This is a genomic window from Flammeovirga sp. MY04 (genome assembly GCF_001682195.2).
Classification (GTDB): domain Bacteria; phylum Bacteroidota; class Bacteroidia; order Cytophagales; family Flammeovirgaceae; genus Flammeovirga; species Flammeovirga yaeyamensis.
The window spans coordinates 2,044,102-2,062,891 of record NZ_CP003561.2 but is presented as its reverse complement, the minus strand read 5'-3'; the positions used below and the strand labels follow the sequence as shown (position 1 = coordinate 2,062,891).

The window sequence follows — 18,790 nt, the reverse complement described above, 5'->3', positions numbered from 1 at the left end:
AAACTTTTAAATATCCTTTGTCAATCGCTCTTTAGATATCCTTACTGTTACTCATCGCTTTATAATTGTTGATGCAGTTATTACATTCACTATTCGTAAAGACCACTAGAGTAAAAGGACTTTTTAAGTCGAAAAGATGGTTTATTTTTCCATCATGCTCATACCTAAAATTACTGGCTATAGTTCCTTGCCAATTCTTATTGATATTCTCTAACTGATAGATTAATCGTTTTTTATATAGTTCGTTAATATCAGAATGCTTCAAATAGATATTCGCAATTAATTCATAAAAAGGGACGTAACGACTTTTTGATGTAGGTTGAAATAATAGATCATCAAAAGTGTTTAAATAGTAAACGAGGGTATGCTCATTCTGACTTTTATGCGATATGAAACGATAGATTTCCAGGTAAATCATATCATCACTAAATTCTCTCATTCCATATAGATACTCAAGAATTAATTAATGAGTCAATGTTTCATCATTTATCTTTTCAATGGAATTATTTGACCAAAAAGTTGCTGTATAATTACTTTCTACCTCCTGTGCTTTCATAGGGAAATAGGTAGTAATTAAGATGAGGGTGAAAATTAAATACTTCATTAGTAAAATTAGGTTCTAGCTTAGTTTACCCAAAAGTAAGGATATGATTGACCAATGAAGAAAGTGAACAGTAAACTCTGTGTTAATTTTATATTTGCTTATTGATTTTGGAGCTCATTACTAGCGAGCAGTTTCTTATAAGAAGTAAACTCTTGCAATAATTTAAACTTAGAATGTAGATCTAAATTGACTTCCTGATGATAATAAGCCTGATCTAAATACTTTTCCTGAAATTTATTATTTACATCAAAAGAACCACTTATTAATGACGGACTCGTATCAGAGGCAAATACCTGATAGGTCTCATAATAAAGAGAGGTGGAATGAAAAATAATAGTATTGGCTTCAGATGTAAATGTGCCAGAATATAATTGGTAGGTGGCTGATATTACCTGATCGTTTTTATCGATCTTATTGGTATAAAATTCTTTTGTGAAAGTGCTATCCTTGTATAAGTTGTATTGATAACTCATGGCGTTATCTTTTTTGGAGAAAACTTTAATTAGCTGTTGAGCACTTTTGGATCCTCTGTTTGATATATCTTTTTGATCACAATTTGAGAAGAAAAAGATTAGTAATAAATTTAGTAGTAATAATTTCATTTAATTGGCAATTTTATTGATTTGAGCTGTAAACTCAATGTGTAGTGTGGTTGTTTATCAAATCTATTAAATCAAATAGAATACCAATAATATAAGAACCTATCCAACCCTTCTATTTTGATATGTTTTCTTGAAATATTAAAAGGTATAGTCTAGAAATCAATTATTTATTTAAATTTGTAATAGATAATAAATTTATGTGTGACTAATTAAAATAGGGGGAACTCTAGAGATTAAATTAACAATGAAAAAAGCAACTACCTTCATCTTTCTATTGGTGGTTTCTATTTTTTTAATGAACTTTTCAGAACAAAGTCCAATTGAGAAATTAGTAGCTAAGATCAATCAGCAAAGAAAACTTTTAGCCAAAGAAGTTCTTTATATTCATACCGATAAGCCCTATTATATGGCTGGCGAAAGTATCTATTATAAGGTGTACCTCAGAGAAGCTTCACGTTTTCTTCCACAACAATTAAGTAAAACGGTGTATGTGGAATGGATCAACCCAAAGAGTGAGATTGTTTCTAAGCAAGTCATTCATTTGGATAAAGAACATAATCACGGAGACATAAAATTAAGTACCGAACTAACTCAAGGAGAGTATTTATTAAGAGCCTATACCAATTGGATGAGAAATTATGGAACAGACTATTTCTTCGAGCAAAAAGTAAATGTCTTTCAAATCGATATAGAACAAAGAAGAGTTGCTGAAGAAAAGAATGCAAACGACTCATCATCAGAAATCAACGGCAGTCAGCATTATAATCAAAAATTTGATTTGCAATTTTTTGCAGAGTCGGGAAAAATGATGGCCAACATCCCAAATAAGGTTGGATTTAAATTACTCAACGAATCCGGATATGGTCAAGACTTTACGGCAACGGTTTTTAATCAAAATGATGAAAAAGTTCAAGAAATAAAAAGTGATTATTTGGGAATGGGAAGCTTGTACCTTTCACCAAAAAATAACGAGACGTATTATGCTGTACTTAATAAAGACCTTCACAAACAACATCCTACAAAATATGATCTGCCAAAAGTGGAAACACAAGCAACGGTTTTAAAGATCAATAATATTAAGCCTGAGATATGGAGGGCACAAATTATTTCCAACGATAATCAATTGGCAGAAGGAGTGCATTTGATGATGTCCCAAAGAGGAGAAGTATTGAATACATGGAGCATTGCATCAAAAAATGTGACCGCCTTTATTAAAATACCCACAGACCGAATCAAAAATGGGGTAGTAAGATTCACTTTATTGAATAAAGATTTATTACCGATTGTCGAACGTAAATCGTTTAAATACATTCCTCAAAACTTATCCATCTCTATGGACAAGCCAATGTACAAAAAGAGAGATAAGGCCACCCTAACATTAGATTTAAAAGATAGCGACAGTACAGGCATGTCAGGTGTATCTTCTATCAGTATAGTTGATAAGAACTTGATTGACATGGATACGAAAACAAAAACATTAGAATCTAGCTGGTTGTTTCAAGAGGATATTAAAGGTAATATAGAGCAACCAAAATCCTATTTTGTCGATTACAGTTTAGAAAAATCTAATTGGTTAGATAACTTGATGTTGACCCAAGGTTATGAACAACCAGTATGGTTGGATCATTTGGACGATTCCCTAAAAATGGAATTCTTACCAGAGAGAGGAATTTCTATTATGGGTAGAACCACAAAAGTATTGAACAAGGAGAAGGTAAGAGTTTCAGAAATTACCATGACTTCTTTGAACGGGGAAAGGTCGTATGCAGAACAAGTAGTAACAGACGATCTCGGTAAGTTTATGTTTACAGGAATGGTCTTTTATGATACTACCGATTTCGTTTTTTCTGCCAAAAAATTTAATACCAAAAAGGGCAGGACTACAGAAAATAAAAACGTAGATATTTCTTTATACGGAGTGGATTCACCAATTATATATCCATTTTCATCAACTGTTAAGGAGGAAACCATAAATGCGTTATCAGCCTATGAGAAAGAAGTTTTAGATATTGAAAAGATAAATAGAGCTTTCGATTCTAAAACCATCATCCTTGATGAAGTAGAAATTTCTGATTTGGCTGAAAACGATCCTTTTGATCGACCAGGTAAACTTCATACAGATGTTCTAAGCAGAGTGATTATCGATTCTATGAATTATGAGGGCATGACGGTCTGGCAAATGCTTCAATACAATCCTAGAGCATCAATGATGTTAAGAAGATACGGTATCGGATCTAATGGTGGAGTAGTTGATATTGATGAGGCAGGGATCAGTACAGATTTTAACGACTTCCCAGTGATTCTAGATAACTTCACTGCAGATATCGTGATGTTAAAATCAATGATGGCATCTGAAATTGAATATTTTGAGGTATTGAGCCCTGCTGATGCAGCACTTTATGTGTATGGAGCAGAAAATGGAATAATTGCATTATGGTCTAAAACCGGAGGATCATCGCCTAATTATACCGTTTATGGAATCAATAGTATTAAACACCCAGGTTATTATGTTGGCAAGGAATACTATACACCTAAATATGATGTCCAAAGTGATGATCATAGAAAACCCGACCATAGAATTACTTTAGAGTGGTTCCCTAATGTAGAGATTGATAGTACAGGTACCGGAACAGTAGAATTTTTTACTGATGATAAAGCATCTGACTATCTGATAGAAGTGGAGGGGATAGATCAAAGAGGTGAACCTTATTATGAAGTAAAAACTTTTAAAAATAATTAAAATAGATAATCATCGACTAAAATACGTTAAGTGTTCAATGTTATTGGTGTTAAGTATCTATAAAACGATAGGGTATAGCTTTTTAATGTTGTTTACTTACAAAGTTGTTCAGTATTAATACCTTGATTTTACCGTAAAAAATATTAAATTCACAGTTCTCATTGACAAACTTTAATAATAAATTGTCTAAACAGAACAACTTGAAAAACAAATAGGGAACGATAACGACTTAATGAAGATGATTAACAAAGAAACGATGAAACTACGAGCAAAACTGTATTTAGAAACCTTGTATTTAGCAGGAATTATGAGCGTTGTAGTATTTGGTGTACTTTCACTTGTATATTAGTAGTTTTACTTTTATCACAAAAAACTGCTTCAATAATAAATTGGAGCAGTTTTTTTTAAGCTAAGCTGATTGTGTTGATTATGTATATTGGTTAAGGTTAAATAGGTATCAAGTTAATTAATGTATTTTTTACACTATAAATTTAAATTAATATTTCAACACTTTTCATGATCTTTTTTTAATTAAAACATGACTTATGTCATGTTTTGAAAAAATTTGATATAAAAAAGAGGTTGTCACAAATAACTGTGTGACAACCTCTTAGTTTTTTACATCTCAAGGATCTTAAATACTTGGTAGTTTTATTTCCTTATATGCGATTATTAGATAGCAGACTCAAGTAACTCTTGAGCTCTTTCTGTACCTGTAGATGTAATTGAACAAAAAACGCCTTTTGGACTTTTTTCAATATTTGAAATATACCCTTGGGCAAATAGTTGTTCAACCATTTCTTCAATTTCAAATGTGGACGCTTGAATTCCCATTTGACGGACAATTGTTTGTAGACTGATATTATTGCTCAGGCAGATACCAGCCAAAAGTTTGATTGTTTTGAGTTCTTTGGACATTGTAAAAAAATACAGTTAATAATAGATCATTTCGTAAGTGTGTGGTAAATCAAAGAAAAAGTCTTAAAACTTCAAAGAATATTCATTATAAATATTTACAAATTCATATTTACATAAGCATTTTTACTTTTTTTCAGTGTTTTCCTATATAAAAAATGTTGCAATCGGTTGTTTAGTTACGTAAATGAACTTTTTTTGACTTCTACTTTTTGAACGAGTGAGAATTCAATCTTGTTTTTTGAGTGAAGTAACTATTACCCACTGTATCATGGAACAAGAAAAACAAAGATTAATCGTCATACTGTGTAGCCTTGTCTTTTTACTAGTACAAGGAGCAAAACAATATTTTGTTCTCTTCTATTATATTATCAGTAACATTGAACATATGATAATTGATTTAAAGGCCACTGAACTTATAAGTTCTAATTTTTAATAAAGCATTACCTCTTTTTTTCATTTTGAAGCGTCTTATTTTGTATCTTGACATGTCAAATTAAAACGAAAAAAATGAAACTATTTTATCAATCTATCTTAATAACTTTACTATCAATAACTTCCCTTTATGGACAAGATGTAATCAAAGGTGTTATTGTTGATGCTGAAACCCAAGACCCATTACCTTATACTAATATCATATTAAATAATAGTAGAAAGGGTACCGTTTCCAATGCAGAGGGGAAATTTGCTTTCTCCATCAAAAACATTGATGAAAACGATTCTTTAACTTTTTATTTTGGAGGCTACTCTCCCGTTAAGGTTCGTATTAGAGAGTTACCAGAAAATTCTAAGATCTCACTTCATCCCAACGTAATGAATTTAGATGAGGTGGAGGTAACAGACAAAGACATCTCCCCAAAAGACATTGTGGCTTTGATAGAAGATAATTTCTCAAAGAATTATCAAGATCTTCCTTCTCACGAGGATTTTATGTTTGTACATCACTTTGGTAAGGTCGCACTAGACAAAGCGATTATGAACCCAATGACGATTAAGAAATCAAGCTTTGATGGTATCGATCAGGAAACATTAAACAATGTGATGAATATGATGCCAGATGAGTTTATAGATTACAGTGATGTTCAACTATATCTGCTTCATCATCAAGATAGCACTAAGTTAAAACCCTATAAAGCGATTTCTCTAGAGGAATCAACAGCTTCCAAAGCATATGATGAACTGTCTAAAAAGTTTGAATTTTTACTTGATGACATGGAGTCTACTTTTGCGGATGACGATGTGTATTATCGATTTAAAATGGGTATAATATCTACTAAAATAAGAGGAGACTCTTCTGATATCACCAAAGAAGATGAACCTAGAAGAGATAGCACGAGTTTTCAGATGGTGACTTCTTATGTAAAAGGAGGAATACGTTCAACAGCAAAAGATTATGCGGATATAGATAGTAAGAATTGGGAGTTTATTACTAAAAGAGGGAAATACAAATATGAGATCAAGGGTGTTTCGATGTACGACGACGATGTTGTTTACCTCATACATTTTACTCCAAAAAATGGAGGTCTATTTAAAGGCAGTATGTATGTATCCACAGAGACCTATGCGATATTATCTTTAGATTTTGAATATGCACCAGATAAAGAGGGGAGAGATATTCACCTATTCGGTTTTGGCTATACAGAATTATTTAAAAAAGGGAGAGTGATATTCCAAAAGGATAAAGACAAATACTATTTAAAGTATTTGAAGGCCGTAGAACATACGTCATTTTCCGTAGAAAGAAGTTTCTCGATTTTAAAGAAGAGGAAACGCTTTTTGGTTGATAAAACGCTGAACGAGGTAAAAGTGAGGTTTAACATTGTAGCGAATTCCGAAGACACTAGAGAAATATTAGTAATAGAAAGAAAAGATCTAACTGATAAAGATTACAAAGAGTTTACTCAACCAAAGAAAGTGAAATTCGAGAAGGTGGTCACCTCCAAAGGATATGATTGGGGGCAAGGTACTATTTTGGAACCTACTAAGGAACTACAGGAATATAAGCGAAAGCAAGTAAATTAAAATTGTTAATTTTTTTATTAAATAAATGTAAAAAAGGTAGACACTACCTTTCTCTAATACGTTTATAATAATGTAATTTAACTAAAATAATTACCAAAAATACCTTTAGCCTTAGTGTGAAAGTACAACCAATTGTAATATAAAAATGCTCCTTAAAAAAGGAGCATTTCTTATTTAAAGTTGTTTCTTAATTACTAAAATCAAAATTGCTTAGTGTAAATTCTTTACATACCCCATAGCAATCAATTCATTATGGAAAGTCTTTATATGCTGCTTGTTTTTATACAGAAAGAATTTCCCATTTTCATGCTTTATTTCATACAATTCATTTTTCTTTCTAGTAATCATCATTTAGTTTTTTTGATTGTAACTAGTTTAACAATGCCAATAACACAATTATCCTAGCAAAGATGAAATTTTCAATGTTAAACTAACTGAGTAGCTGTTAATGATATTAAAAGGCTTCGCTTTTATGGTTGTAAGTGTCTGAAATTCAGCTATATGTTATCTGATGTTAATGAAAATAGGGGGGTGAGGCTTTAGGTTGTATTAATTATGTAAACATTAAATGATGTAGAAACAAAACTATTCAAACAAACTTCATTTTATATAAAATTGATAAAAGAATAAAGATAAATAGACAAGTAAATAGCAATTGTAAGGAAAGACACCTTTTGTTTAAAGGGTGTTTTTTTTAAGTTTGAATATTATTTGATATTTCTAATCGATTTTTTGAGATGAAAGGAAAAAAAATACACGACTTCAATCAGCATAAACAGTGGTTACAAAACTATTTTCAAGGAGAGTTTATTCATCCTAACTATCTTAAAATTGATAATGAAATAGGTAAGGGATTCATCTATTTCTATAAAATACATCCCTCCAATTATTTTATGATGTATAGAATTGAAGTTTTTCAAGATCTAAGCATTCAAATTGATTATTCCGAATCCGAATATTTTAAATATGTTGCTTCATTTTTTAATACAGATATCTGGATTGAGTCTAACGAAGAGAATAACCAACATGAAATAAAATGGAAAGGTTTCCATACTTGTACTAAAGATTTGGCTATTGATGGTACTGTTAGAAAAGGACAGTTATTAAAACACATCCAATTATTCTTTTCTGAAGAAGCTTTAAATGAAATCGATAATTATCAAGCAAGTCATTATTTTCTTAATAAAAAACAGTTCTTTCACTTCTTCGAAGAACAACCCGATTTATACGCTTTCCGCTTGATGTTGATAGAGATATTGAACTATTCACCAACATTGCAGACAAAAGTGCTATCAGTAAAGATGCAAGAATTGTATTACATATTTATTAATAGCTTAAAGAAAGTCGATATCGAAGCAGGGAATAGTGCAAAACGAATTACTAATAAAGAATTTGCCGCTTTATTTAAAATTAGAGAAAGCATTTTAGAAAACCTCTCTCAGAAGCCAGATGTGGCTAAATTAGTGGAAGATTCTGGTGTGGAAAAACATTTAATCCAACAACTTTTCCATGAAGTTTTTGGGCACACTATCTATAACTATTTTACCATAAGAAGAATGGAAAAAGTGAGAGATGTTTTATTAGAAGATTCCCTATCGAATACAGAAATTGCCGAAAAGTTTGGATTTACACATACCCAACATTTTTCAAACAGTTTCAAAAAGCATTATGGTTTATCTCCGAAAAAATATTTAATTCTTAATAAAGTATAGAAATTCTATATTTTTAAATCATTTTATTCATTATTTTAGTTGTATTGTAAAGAACCCAATCGACATGCCTTTTAATAGGCTTTATTGCTTGTACTCAATTTATTATAACTAATATGAAACATCTCTTTTTATTTATTGTAAGTAGCTTCTTTTTATTTTCTTGTGCTAGTGACGAAACAGATAGTCTAACACCAAGCCTAACCTCTCTTTCAACATCTATCACACTTCATGATGATGGGGATGAGCCTGAAAGTGCTATACATGTGCTTATTGACGATACGAAATTTGCTGACAAAGATGAAATAACAGTTTTTGTCGATTCCTTAACGAATACAAGAGTGGAAATTTACTACGATGTAAATAACGATTCTACTGTGAATAGAAACTATAGAGTTTATTCAGATCCTGTAGAGAAAACAAAGAATGATTATTTCTTCGTAAAAGTGTTATTCTTTAAGGATAACAATTACCACGTCATCGAATCTTATGCAATAAAAGACCATAGCGTAAGCTACAGAGCGATAAGAAATGATAATAATTAAATATTTGTCTTTATTCTTTATTGACGTTGATGTATCATTAGCCTAGAGTGTAATTCCTGTGGGTAAATGATACAGCAACGTCTTTTTTATTTATCAGGTTAATCTAAACCTCCTACATTATAAAATACAAATTGACCTCCTTCATCACCTGTATTTTGTAAGACGGAATACTGAGGGATATTTTCACTATTCAAAGCAACAATTTCGCTGATGCCATTAAATAAAGAAGTAGTGGTAAGGTATTTCTTAGTGTTATTTTTTAAGTATTCGTAAAGGTAATTGGCAAAGACACTTTTATCGGGCACAGTATCAAGTGCTCCGCTTGTCATGCCTTTTCTACTTTTTTTCTCTATGTATTTTTTTACCGATTTTTCTATTGATGTCAGTTTTCCTCTGCTCAGTTTAAATATACTTCCGCCAAAACAAGAATCTGATATTAAGAAAACATGATTTGCAGATATAGACTTTATTTTCCTGGTTAATGAAGAATTGGCAATCCATTCGGTATCATCAACGCTACCTCCATTTGATGGTATCCAAAAGCCTTCTTCAGCCCTATAATCATAGATTCCATGACCTGAATAGTAAATCAAAACCTTATCGTGTTCATGCGTTCTTTTAATGATTTCATTAAAGCCCTTTAGAATATCTGTACGGGTCCCATTTTCTACATATACAATATTTTCCTCTTTGAATTGATATTTTCTAGTGAGAATAGATTTTAACTTTTTCGTATCGTTTATAGGGTGTTTTAAGTTCGCCCAGTCTTTATCTTCATATTTTTCATTGGCGATAAGGAGTGCATAATACTCTCCTTTGATTAACTCATTTTCAACAGAATCAATCTTTAATTTTAGAATACCAGCTGATTTATTCGTGACTACTACTTCATTGTTAGGAGTATCAAAAGCAGAGGTAGAATGTATGAGGCTTTCGGTGTATTCATCAATAGATGAATTGATACCTGTTACTATAAAATAGTCTATTGACATATCTGTACCCTTTCCTTCCCAACCTATAGCGTCTTCATAAGGGAGTAACTCTTTGTATGGAAATTTAAAAAAACAGAAGCCATTGATAAATAAGTAATACCAATTTTCCATTTTCAATACCTTCAGTTCATTGAAATCGTCTTGCTTAACTTTATCCGTAAAAGTCCAAGGCATAAGGAATTGTTCCTTTTTTCGTTTATCAGTATACCGCACACAGATCTCTCCTCTACCGTTAAAACCGAAGGAATATTCAGATCCTTTTTTATAATTATACCCCCAGACAAACATGTTTCCTCCTTTATCATTAAGTCCCTCATATTTCATAGAAGTGATAATCTCAAAATTGTCATATTTTGGGAAATCAAAATTTCTAAGAATAGCATAGGTTTCCGTAGTCTTGTCATGCGACTTCAAACGATATTGATTATTGGCAATCTTTTGTTCTGTAGCATCGTATTGTAAATATTCGTGTTCATCCCAATTAAAGTTATTTTGGTCAAAGTGATCTTCAAAAAGAACCACCTTTTGATGAGGATCTATTTTAGGATAATTTATTTCCTGGGCAAAAAGAATGGAAGGAAATATAGTTAGTAGGATAATTAATCTCATTCAGCGATGTTTTCATTTTGGGTTATACTATAGAAACAACAAAACCCCTAGGATATTGTTTCCTAAGGGTTTTTAAAGTGAAATGTTTTCTATAATTTATTTAATAACAATTTTGTTTACTTCCTTTTTTGATCCATTTGTAGCAACTAATAGGTATAAGCCGGAAGTCAAGGGGCTATCGATTTTAAAAGAACTAACAAGATTATTGTCGCCTAAAGAAACAGGTAGTTCTGTGTTCCACACAAGATTACCTTTATGATCAAATAAATTTAAGGAGAGTGGGAGTTCTGAATTTATACCTGACATTTCCAATTTAAATTGTGCATTGGCATGTGCTAAATTTGGAAAGACTCTAGATGTAAATTCGTTTGTATTTCCAATGCTTATACTTCCGAAAATACTATATTCTCCATTGTAATCGTATTGTACTAATCTGTAGAAAGCGAACTTTTCTCCTCTTTGTACAAACTCGTAATCAATGGTAAAGTTGGTATTGCCATTCGCTTGCACACTACCTAAAGTCGTCCATTTGTTTCTATCATAAGAACCTTGAATTTCAAAATGAGAAGCGTTTTGCTCAGTAGCTGTTTGCCAAATTAAAATATGATTGTTGTTGTCTTGAAAACCTTTAAAGTAGACTAATTCGACTGGAAGGTCACCGCAAAAACGACCTTCATTTTCAGTTCCTCCAGTACCAAATTCAAAGCAATTAGTTTGATTTACATTACCACAACCTTCTACTTTAAAAACATCCACATCATTATGTACATCTAGGATAATATCACCTAATACCGTCAGTTCTCCAACATCACAATCAAGTCCAAAGTCAATAACAGTATAAGCATAAACTCTTAAATCGTTTAATACTTCCATTACACCATAGATTGTGAGATTAGAATTTTGGCCGATATAGACAAAGCCATCGACATCTAAGAGGCCAGTTTCTGAAATAGTAATATCTATTTTATTGTTTGCTAAAGAAGTGAGGTTCCCATTATTTGTATAACTTCCTTCAATATTCAAGGTGGCATTAAATATTTCAGCAATACCTTTATTTACAAAGGTGGCATTTTCTGCAACATTCAATTTTAGATTAGATGAAAGCGATTTAAATTTCAAATTACTAGTTGATGCTTCGCCTAATACATTAAGAAAAAGATGAAAAGCTGCATCTGCAACACTTAATTTGTTTGCTTTTACATTAGGTCCAATAGTCACTTTTTGATTAGTGGTATCGCCTAAAACGGAACTATTAATTTTAAAGTCTTTCAGAAGTTCTCCTGAAAAATTAAGGTCTAAATGATAGCCATTTAAATCAACCTCACTATATGCTGTTAATTCAGATACATCGTTAATAACGGTATTTCCAGTTAGAGTGAGAACTTGCCCAGAAAGATGACTACAAACAAACAATAGAATTGTGATGATTGTAGTTGTAGATAGTTTAAAGTAATTAGTATTCATTTCACAGTAGTGTTATCAATTATACACGTAATTGTTACACCTAACTAACTCATTACTTTAATAATGTTCAATTGTATATACTAGAATCTAACTATACATAAGATCAATTTTTATAGACACTTTTTAATTAAAACTAGACAAAATTGTATTTTATGAGGTCTGAGGAAGGTTTTTTATGATGTATTACTTAACAAGTATTCTTAAACGTTTAAACGCTTTTTTTTATAATTATTCAGTAAAAAAGACCTAAAAGTCAGATCTTTTGATCTACTTTCAGGTCTAATAATATGGATAAAGAATAAATATTTTTTAGAATAAAGTGCTTATTTCATCACTTTCTTTTGCAATAACTTCTTGACCTAAAGTTGCAGGTTGTTCCATTCGAGGAGCAATCATTAATTGGGCATGCCATAGATGACCAATATTGTTTTTATGAATACCTTGACAAGAAATGGTCAATTCATTTTTATTGTCTACTACAGGTTTAATTTCTTTGTAAGCCAACCATTGTTCATCATTTTCTTTGATCATGGTCCAATCCGGATTTTGATAGAAGGATGCACCTATAATATTTAAGTTATTTTGGATGACTTCAATGTCTTCATTTTCAATAGTAATGACCAATTTTACAAGACTTTCTTTATGATCATAAACCGGTTTTATTGTAGCAGGTTTCTCTAAAAACTGAATCTCATAAAACCCATTATCAATAGGTTTTGCATCCATTTTTGATATTAATGTTTGATTTACTTCTTGAAAGGACATTCCCATTTCAAGACCATTAAATAAGTTGATTTTTTTAGTGCTCGAAGTACTTAAATTCGAATTGTCAGTTTGTGCACTTGCAAAATTGGCAACAAGAAAAAAAGCAATTAAATAAATTAGCTTTTTCATGATGAGATATTTTTTAATTTTTATTTTAGATTTTTTAACGTGATTTTATAGTCAAAAAGTTGAGATAATTAGGTTTTGTTAAATTTTTTAGATTTTAAAAAATGTATGGAATCGTATTACAAAATGATAATCAAAAATTCTTTTTAGTAATGATTCCTATCACTTTTATTAGTAAAGATAACTCTCACCTTTGCTGTGCATTGGTTCCGAAAGGAATAAAAGGGAATCTGGTGAAAGACCAGAACTGTACCCGCAACTGTAAATGCTCATAATGCTTGAATTAAAAAGCCATTGTTTTAATGAGAAGGCAATTCAAGAAAAGAGCAAAGTCAGGAGACCTACCAAGCAAATATATTTTGATGAAACTTCGGGAGTTAAGTATCATATGTTTTCCTATGCATGGGTAAAATATCTATTCATTCCTGAAAGTTCATCGCTTAGATTTTAAAACTAAATTAAAGATGAACAAACAACTCCTATTTAAAAAATCGATTTATTTCGTATTATCCTTACTCTTTTTGGTAGGCTGTAATTCTGCAGACGATACAACATTAGCCGTTCATACCGTATCTTTTGATACCGATGGAGGTAACAAAATTGAAAATCAAGAAGTATTTCATGGCGAAAAAGTGACACAACCTACACAGCCTGAGAAAGTAGGACACGAATTTTTATCATGGACTTTAAATGAAGAAGACTACGATTTTGAGCAAGCTGTAGAAAGTGATATCACATTAAAAGCCACTTGGGAAGAGTTAGAAGTAACTTACAAAGCAACATTTCAATTTGATAATGGAGCTGAGGACAGTGTGGTAACTGTTTTAGAAGACGGCACTTTAGAAGAACCTAAACACCCGATCAAAGAAGGATATCTTTTCCAGTTCTGGTCAGTAGATGGTGCAGCTTTTGATTTTAAAACTCCAATCACTTCAGACATCACTTTAGTCGCTGTTTACGAAGAAGTAATCAACCAATTTGTAGTTACTTTCGATGCCGATAATGGAGATCAATTGGTGCAAGTTACTGTTGATGAAAACGAATTAGTAGCAGAACCTACAGATACTCCAATAAAAGAAGGATACGAATTTTTAGGTTGGTATGTAGGTGATACAGCTTTTGATTTTAATACTCCAATTACTGCAGATATTACCATTGTAGCTAAATGGGAATTAGGAGCAGGAGAGACCACTGTTGATTATGCCACAATGTCTCAAGCAGATTTCCAAGCAATGAATAACGGTGACCACGCTACAGTAAAAGCTCAACTAAACCGCCTTGGTAGAGGTTGGGCATGGGGAACAGAAGTTTTTCTAATTGATGAAGAAGGTAATAGTACAAAAGATCTTTACAGTTCTTCTAACTATGGATGTTTTACTTTCCCATTAGTTTTTGCAGCAGGAGATCCAGAGTTTGATGGTAGAACATTTGTGTTTGATTTGGTAAAAGATATTTACATGTCGTCTCCTCAAGTTGGATTTGCCTACGAAAGAAACGAACAGGTAAACGGGCAACCAGCTTACAACGGATTAAAATGGTTAGCACCAATGCGTTACGGTATCGAATACTTCGACGAAGTAGTAAGAGGTAACGTCATCAAAGTATCTTTTGATGGAACAGTAAAAGCAAAAGTAGGTACCGAAGAAATTTCATTTAAAATATTAAATGATGAAGGTGGATATGATAATCTATCAGAAGATCAACTTTCATTAGTAGAAGGGTTCGTAGGGGAGAATAAGTATGTTAGAACGATCACAGTAAACGGAGAAATCATCTCAGTGTTACATGATGGTCAACCTCAAATCAGTGATTCAATTTAGATCATATTAAATATTAATCTGGGTAGGGTAAAGACTTTGTTTTTACCCTACATTTTCAATTTGTGTTATGAAAAAATACATTTTTGCAAGCCTAATTTTAGCGACAGGTATTTTCGCTTCATGCCAAAACTCGATCAACGATGAGTCGTCGGAAGAGAATACGTATGTGCCTATCGAAAATCCTGATGCCACTGCATACATCACAGAAGTACTGGATTTTTCTCCAGCGCCGGGTCAGTTTCTAAATAAAGTGGATAACGATTTAGATACTAAAGATAACATTGTAGGAGATACATACATGTTCATCTCCTTAGGCACTTTTGGGGGATCAGTAACATTTAAATTTGATCATTCCATTATGAATAAAGAAGGTGATGATTTGGCTATTTACGGAAACCCATTCGAAGGAAGTAGCGAACCAGGAATAGTAATGGTTTGTCAAGATCTTAATCATAACGGAGTACCTGATGAAAATGAGCCTTGGTATCAATTAAAGGGTAGTGAATATAATAAATCTGAAACACAACATGAGGTAAGAGTAACTTACTATAAACCTGAGGCGGAAGATGATACTCATATCATCAAATATAAAAAAGAATATGCCGGTCAGGTGGAAGAAGGTGAACTCGATTTTAGACCCGTGATACCTTGGCATCCTCAACCTATGTTTCCATCTTTTTATGAGGAAGATGAAATTTCTTTCACCGGAACATTACTTAAATCGAATGTGACTGAAGAAGATGGAATTATTTACAACAATGCCTACGATTGGGGTTATGCCGATAATAAAGGATATGAACAAACAGGCATACTTAAAGCAGCAGATTTATTTGATATCAGTAACGCTGTAGATAAAAACGGACAAAGCGTTGATCTAATCGCTGTTGATTTTGTAAAAGTCTATACAGCTACCATTGATATTAATGGTTGGATTGGCGAACGATCGACAGAAGTTTTTAAGGCAGCGGATATCTCATTATTACCACAAGAAGAAAATTAAACATCTCAATAAAAATCAATCTCTTAAAAAACTAATTAAAATGGCTAAACAACGAATTTTACAATTTTTGGTATCTCTTCTCATTTTATCTGGTTGTCAGGTAAACGATGAAGCACCGGCAATTCATAGTGTCAGCTTTGAAACAAATGGTGGTACACAAATACCTACTCAAGAAGTGACTCATGGTGAAGTGGTTACTAAGCCAGTAGATCCTGAAAGAGCAGGACACGAATTCTTAAACTGGACTAAAAACGACGATCCTTATAACTTTGAGGAAGAAGTATTGAATGATTTTACATTGGTAGCCGAATGGGAAGCGATTGCGGTTACTTATAATGTGACTTTTCAATTTGATAACGGTGCTGCTGATAGTGTGGTAACTGTAATTGAAAACGACTTCATCACGGAGCCTAATGATCCAACAAAAGATGACTATGTTTTTGTGGCTTGGATGAGTGGAGAAGAAGTATTTGATTTTGCCACGCCAATAACAAAGGAAACTATCCTAATAGCAAACTATAAAGAAGCTTATAAACCAAATGTAAATCCTGATGCCACTCCATTTATTACAGAAGTATTGGACTTTTCACCAGCTCCAGGTCAGTTTGTAAATTATGTAGATAAAGAGCCATCTATGGAAAACATTATTGGCAATTCACATCAATTTATCTCTTTGGGAACCTTTGGAGGATCAGTTACATTTAAGTTTGATCACTCTATCATGAACAATGATGGAAACGATTTAGCGATTTACGGTAATTCATTTACAGGACCTTACGGTGATAGCTGTGAGCCAGGAATCGTTATGGTTTGTCAAGATCTTAATGGAAATGGTATTGCCGATGAGGATGAGCCTTGGTACCAATTGAAAGGTAGTGAATACGATAAACCGGAAACAAAACACAATTTCAAAATCACCTATTATAAACCTGAAGAAGGTGAGAATGAATATGAAATTAAATATGTGAGCGAGTATGCTGGCAAAACAGAAGAAGGAGTACTTGACTTCAAACCCGTTGAGCCTTTCCATCAACATGCGATGTTCCCTAACTCAAGTTATTATACTGAAGGCCAAATTACATTTGAAGGTACTTGCTTGGCTTCCAATTTAACAGAAGAAGATGGCATCTACTCAAACAATGCTTATGATTGGGGTTATGCCGACAACAAAGGGTACGAGCAAGAAGGTGTCCTACAAGCGGCCGATGTATTTGATTTAGATAATGCTGTCGATATGGAAGGAAACAAAGTAAATCTAGTAGCTGTAGATTTCGTGAAAGTGTACACTGCCACAACTGATATGGCAGGTTGGTTAGGAGAAAGATCTACTGAAATTGTGAAAGCTGCGGATATTTCTTTGTTAGAAATTGAATAATAAAAGGCTTTGAGTACAAGTTGAAAATAGCAGATGACAGAGTCTCCCATGATTGAAATCATGGGTTGGTTAAGAGTGAATTGATGCAGACTTAAGTCTGCATCAATTACATCCAACCTAATTTTGGTAAACACTTTAGTGTTTGCCAAAATCAACTTTCACCAACCCACGATTGAAATCGTGGGTATAAACTTGATACGAGGATTTTAAATGATAGAGTAATCTAATTTCATAAATAATAAATAGAACGATCAATTAAATAATGAACAAACAAACAAAACTTTTCAATCTCATCGTTTTACTTTCATTCATCATTTTTGGTGGATGTAATAAAACAAACGACGAATCTCTGGAAGTATATCATGTTACTTTCGAAACGGATGGTGGAACAGACATCGAAGCACAAGAAATTATTAAAGGCGGAGTGGTAGCAAAGCCCGAAAACCCAGAGAAAGTAGGTTATGAATTTGTGGAATGGACAAAGGATGATGAAACGTATGATTTCAAAGCAAAAGTAGAAAACGATTTTACGTTGACGGCGAATTATAACGAAGTCATCCAACAGTTTACGGTCACTTTCGATCCAAACAACGAAGGTGAGTTGACAACTGTAACAGTAAACGAAGGTGAAAAAATTCCATTCCCTGAGGATCCAACAAAAGAAAAATTCTCTTTTAACGGATGGTACAATGGTGATCAACCTGTAGATACAACAGCAGTTGTAACATCAGATTTAACCTTAACAGCAAAATGGGTTAGCTTAATTGATTATGTAAATCTGAACGATGGAACGCTAACTGATATCAATACATATTGGTGGGGAAAAGGTGGCCATGGATACGATCCAGAAGATTGTTATGATGAGAAAATCATTGATGGGAAAATTAAGATTAGTAACCTGAATTTCATCGATATGATGACGAAAATGGGGACGGCCATTTCTAATTATGATGCATCATCGGTAGATCCAGATGGGTATCCAGCCAATCAATTAGATATCCAATACGCAGCTTACCCTGCAAAAGTTGAAGATGGAGAACAATATTTAGTGATGTATAAAGCACCAAAATCGATGGGACCAACTTGGAATCCAGATAGCTTGGTTTTCGTCAATCCTGTTCAATTAAATACAATATCATTCACCAACAATGCTTATGGTTACTTAAGTATGAAACAAGGAGATTGGTTAGCAAAGAAATTCGAAGCGGGAGATTGGTTCAAAGTAACAGTAAAAGGATGGGATAAAGATGGAAATCCGACCGGGACAATAGATGTTTCTCTAGCAGAAGGAGAAGACATATTGGATACTTGGAAAGCTGTTGATCTTTCATCATTAGGTGTGGTAAGTAAACTAACATTTGATATGTCATCCTCAGATCCTGCAGCAGCACCTCCGGGCGATTTCAATACTCCTATGTATTTCTGTATGAAAGACATTAGTTTCTTTAAAGATATAGATGAAGAATAGTATCTGGGTGACCCATGATTGAAATCATGGGTTG

General features: G+C 32.6%; 16 protein-coding genes and 1 riboswitch. Of the genes, 8 read left to right on the top strand and 8 right to left on the bottom strand.

Annotated elements, in window-relative coordinates; genetic code table 11:
* Positions 1–31: 31 nt before the first annotated feature.
* From MY04_RS27350 to MY04_RS27340, 3 genes are all read right to left on the bottom strand, one after another.
* Positions 32–439 carry a hypothetical protein gene (locus tag MY04_RS27350; RefSeq protein WP_066216437.1) on the bottom strand — a complete coding sequence of 136 codons (408 nt, stop codon included), beginning with the start codon at positions 437–439 and terminating at the stop codon, positions 32–34.
* Positions 440–463: 24 nt separating this feature from the next.
* A complete protein-coding gene (locus tag MY04_RS27345; RefSeq protein WP_158297955.1) occupies positions 464–604 on the bottom strand; it encodes a hypothetical protein in 141 nt (46 codons plus the stop codon).
* Positions 605–702: 98 nt separating this feature from the next.
* Positions 703–1,206 carry a hypothetical protein gene (locus MY04_RS27340; protein WP_066216434.1) on the bottom strand — a complete coding sequence of 168 codons (504 nt, stop codon included), beginning with the start codon at positions 1,204–1,206 and terminating at the stop codon, positions 703–705.
* 244 nt (positions 1,207–1,450) lie between these two features.
* On the opposite strand from MY04_RS27340, the gene MY04_RS27335 reads away from it, so the two are divergent.
* Positions 1,451–3,946 (top strand): hypothetical protein, encoded by a 2,496-nt coding sequence (locus MY04_RS27335; protein WP_066216431.1) that lies wholly within the window; start codon positions 1,451–1,453, stop codon positions 3,944–3,946.
* A 672-nt stretch (positions 3,947–4,618) separates the two neighbouring features.
* Here the strand turns inward: MY04_RS27335 and MY04_RS27330 are convergent.
* Positions 4,619–4,864 (bottom strand): hypothetical protein, encoded by a 246-nt coding sequence (locus tag MY04_RS27330; RefSeq protein ID WP_066216428.1) that lies wholly within the window; start codon positions 4,862–4,864, stop codon positions 4,619–4,621.
* A 507-nt stretch (positions 4,865–5,371) separates the two neighbouring features.
* Between MY04_RS27330 and MY04_RS27325 the strand changes: the two genes are divergently transcribed.
* Positions 5,372–6,883 (top strand): carboxypeptidase-like regulatory domain-containing protein, encoded by a 1,512-nt coding sequence (locus MY04_RS27325; protein WP_066216426.1) that lies wholly within the window; start codon positions 5,372–5,374, stop codon positions 6,881–6,883.
* Positions 6,884–7,093: 210 nt separating this feature from the next.
* On the opposite strand, the gene MY04_RS27320 is transcribed toward MY04_RS27325, so the two are convergent.
* A complete protein-coding gene (locus MY04_RS27320; protein WP_158297954.1) occupies positions 7,094–7,234 on the bottom strand; it encodes a hypothetical protein in 141 nt (46 codons plus the stop codon).
* A gap of 386 nt (positions 7,235–7,620) precedes the next feature.
* On the opposite strand from MY04_RS27320, the gene MY04_RS27315 reads away from it, so the two are divergent.
* Positions 7,621–8,595, top strand: a complete 975-nt coding sequence (locus MY04_RS27315) for a helix-turn-helix transcriptional regulator (protein ID WP_066216423.1) — start codon at positions 7,621–7,623, stop codon at positions 8,593–8,595.
* Positions 8,596–8,708: 113 nt separating this feature from the next.
* A complete protein-coding gene (locus MY04_RS27310) occupies positions 8,709–9,137 on the top strand; it encodes a hypothetical protein (RefSeq protein WP_066216419.1) in 429 nt (142 codons plus the stop codon).
* Between the two features lie 98 nt (positions 9,138–9,235).
* Here MY04_RS27310 and MY04_RS27305 read toward each other — a convergent pair whose 3' ends face one another.
* The 3 genes from MY04_RS27305 to MY04_RS27295 form a co-directional block, all read right to left on the bottom strand.
* Entirely contained in the window at positions 9,236–10,738 is a 1,503-nt protein-coding gene (locus MY04_RS27305) for a caspase family protein (protein WP_066216416.1), read from the bottom strand.
* 96 nt (positions 10,739–10,834) lie between these two features.
* Entirely contained in the window at positions 10,835–12,202 is a 1,368-nt protein-coding gene (locus MY04_RS27300; protein WP_066216413.1) for a hypothetical protein, read from the bottom strand.
* 309 nt (positions 12,203–12,511) lie between these two features.
* Entirely contained in the window at positions 12,512–13,096 is a 585-nt protein-coding gene (locus tag MY04_RS27295; RefSeq protein ID WP_066216410.1) for a hypothetical protein, read from the bottom strand.
* Between the two features lie 183 nt (positions 13,097–13,279).
* Positions 13,280–13,456, top strand: a riboswitch (cobalamin riboswitch).
* Between the two features lie 101 nt (positions 13,457–13,557).
* Here MY04_RS27295 and MY04_RS27290 point away from each other — a divergent pair.
* From MY04_RS27290 to MY04_RS27275, 4 genes are all read left to right on the top strand, one after another.
* A complete protein-coding gene (locus MY04_RS27290; protein WP_066216407.1) occupies positions 13,558–14,913 on the top strand; it encodes an InlB B-repeat-containing protein in 1,356 nt (451 codons plus the stop codon).
* Between the two features lie 67 nt (positions 14,914–14,980).
* The gene (locus tag MY04_RS27285) at positions 14,981–15,913 is read left to right on the top strand and encodes a hypothetical protein (RefSeq protein ID WP_066216404.1); all 933 of its coding nucleotides are present in this window, start codon (positions 14,981–14,983) and stop codon (positions 15,911–15,913) included.
* 40 nt (positions 15,914–15,953) lie between these two features.
* Positions 15,954–17,288, top strand: a complete 1,335-nt coding sequence (locus MY04_RS27280) for an InlB B-repeat-containing protein (protein ID WP_066216395.1) — start codon at positions 15,954–15,956, stop codon at positions 17,286–17,288.
* Positions 17,289–17,550: 262 nt separating this feature from the next.
* Positions 17,551–18,756, top strand: a complete 1,206-nt coding sequence (locus MY04_RS27275) for a DUF4465 domain-containing protein (RefSeq protein ID WP_066216392.1) — start codon at positions 17,551–17,553, stop codon at positions 18,754–18,756.
* Positions 18,757–18,790: the final 34 nt, after the last annotated feature.

What these genes read in the sequence shown, in the direction of transcription:
- MY04_RS27325 (WP_066216426.1), top strand. Translation starts at nt 5,372, where the DNA reads ATGAAACTATTTTATCAATCTATCTTAATAACTTTACTATCAATAACT.
- MY04_RS27330 (WP_066216428.1), bottom strand. Translation starts at nt 4,864, where the DNA reads ATGTCCAAAGAACTCAAAACAATCAAACTTTTGGCTGGTATCTGCCTG.
- MY04_RS27305 (WP_066216416.1), bottom strand. Translation starts at nt 10,738, where the DNA reads ATGAGATTAATTATCCTACTAACTATATTTCCTTCCATTCTTTTTGCC.
- MY04_RS27285 (WP_066216404.1), top strand. Translation starts at nt 14,981, where the DNA reads ATGAAAAAATACATTTTTGCAAGCCTAATTTTAGCGACAGGTATTTTC.
- MY04_RS27275 (WP_066216392.1), top strand. Translation starts at nt 17,551, where the DNA reads ATGAACAAACAAACAAAACTTTTCAATCTCATCGTTTTACTTTCATTC.
- MY04_RS27320 (WP_158297954.1), bottom strand. Translation starts at nt 7,234, where the DNA reads ATGATGATTACTAGAAAGAAAAATGAATTGTATGAAATAAAGCATGAA.
- MY04_RS27345 (WP_158297955.1), bottom strand. Translation starts at nt 604, where the DNA reads ATGAAGTATTTAATTTTCACCCTCATCTTAATTACTACCTATTTCCCT.
- MY04_RS27300 (WP_066216413.1), bottom strand. Translation starts at nt 12,202, where the DNA reads ATGAATACTAATTACTTTAAACTATCTACAACTACAATCATCACAATT.
- MY04_RS27290 (WP_066216407.1), top strand. Translation starts at nt 13,558, where the DNA reads ATGAACAAACAACTCCTATTTAAAAAATCGATTTATTTCGTATTATCC.
- MY04_RS27280 (WP_066216395.1), top strand. Translation starts at nt 15,954, where the DNA reads ATGGCTAAACAACGAATTTTACAATTTTTGGTATCTCTTCTCATTTTA.
- MY04_RS27340 (WP_066216434.1), bottom strand. Translation starts at nt 1,206, where the DNA reads ATGAAATTATTACTACTAAATTTATTACTAATCTTTTTCTTCTCAAAT.
- MY04_RS27315 (WP_066216423.1), top strand. Translation starts at nt 7,621, where the DNA reads ATGAAAGGAAAAAAAATACACGACTTCAATCAGCATAAACAGTGGTTA.
- MY04_RS27335 (WP_066216431.1), top strand. Translation starts at nt 1,451, where the DNA reads ATGAAAAAAGCAACTACCTTCATCTTTCTATTGGTGGTTTCTATTTTT.
- MY04_RS27350 (WP_066216437.1), bottom strand. Translation starts at nt 439, where the DNA reads ATGAGAGAATTTAGTGATGATATGATTTACCTGGAAATCTATCGTTTC.
- MY04_RS27295 (WP_066216410.1), bottom strand. Translation starts at nt 13,096, where the DNA reads ATGAAAAAGCTAATTTATTTAATTGCTTTTTTTCTTGTTGCCAATTTT.
- MY04_RS27310 (WP_066216419.1), top strand. Translation starts at nt 8,709, where the DNA reads ATGAAACATCTCTTTTTATTTATTGTAAGTAGCTTCTTTTTATTTTCT.